This is a genomic window from Limnohabitans sp. JirII-29, assembly GCF_003063395.1.
Classification (GTDB): Bacteria; Pseudomonadota; Gammaproteobacteria; order Burkholderiales; family Burkholderiaceae_C; genus Limnohabitans.
Genome location: NZ_NESB01000029.1, coordinates 1 through 1,178, shown reverse-complemented (window position 1 = coordinate 1,178; position 1,178 = coordinate 1). Strand labels below are relative to the sequence as shown.

Here is a 1,178-nt window from a genome sequence, read left to right as displayed (position 1 = left end):
GAAATGGCAAAAGGAAAATTTGAACGTACCAAGCCGCACGTCAACGTGGGCACGATTGGCCACGTGGACCACGGCAAGACGACGCTGACGGCGGCGATCACGACCATTTTGTCGACCAAGTTTGGCGGCGAAGCCAAGGCTTACGACCAAATTGACGCGGCACCAGAAGAAAAAGCGCGTGGTATCACGATCAACACGGCTCACGTGGAATACGAGACGGCTACCCGTCACTACGCACACGTGGACTGTCCTGGCCACGCTGACTATGTGAAAAACATGATCACCGGCGCTGCTCAGATGGACGGCGCCATTTTGGTGTGCTCGGCTGCTGACGGCCCCATGCCCCAGACCCGTGAGCACATCTTGTTGGCTCGCCAAGTGGGCGTGCCTTACATCATCGTGTTCCTGAACAAGTGCGACATGGTCGATGACGCTGAGTTGCTGGAATTGGTCGAAATGGAAGTGCGTGAGCTCCTCGACAAATACGATTTCCCTGGTGACGACACCCCCATCATCCATGGCTCTGCCAAATTGGCGCTGGAAGGCGACAAGGGCGAGTTGGGTGAGTTGGCTATCTTGAAGTTGGCCGATGCGCTCGACAGCTACATCCCTACGCCAGAGCGCGCAGTGGACGGTGCTTTCTTGATGCCAGTGGAAGACGTGTTCTCGATCTCGGGTCGTGGCACGGTGGTGACGGGTCGTGTGGAGCGCGGCATCATCAAAGTCGGCGAAGAAATCGAAATCGTGGGTATCGTTGATACGCAAAAGACCACCTGCACGGGTGTGGAAATGTTCCGCAAGCTGTTGGACCAAGGTCAAGCTGGCGACAACGTCGGTATTTTGTTGCGCGGCACCAAGCGCGAAGACGTGCAGCGCGGTCAAGTGCTGTGCAAGCCTGGCAGCGTCAAGCCCCACACGCACTTCACGGCAGAGATCTACGTGTTGTCCAAAGACGAGGGTGGCCGTCACACGCCGTTCTTCAACAACTACCGTCCACAGTTTTACTTCCGTACGACGGACGTGACCGGTGCGATCGAATTGCCAGAAGGCAAAGAGATGGTGATGCCAGGTGACAACGTGTCGATCACGGTGAAGTTGATCCACCCGATTGCGATGGAAGAGGGCTTGCGCTTTGCTATCCGTGAAGGTGGCAAGACGGTTGGTGCCGGTGTGGTTGC

1 protein-coding gene is annotated in these 1,178 nt (G+C 56.8%); it reads left to right on the top strand.

The window, feature by feature from the left end; translation table 11 throughout:
- Window positions 1-3: 3 nt before the first annotated feature.
- Window positions 4-1,178 (top strand): elongation factor Tu (tuf, locus tag B9Z39_RS16830; RefSeq protein WP_100148230.1); only part of this gene is annotated, 1,175 nt, incomplete at its 3' end.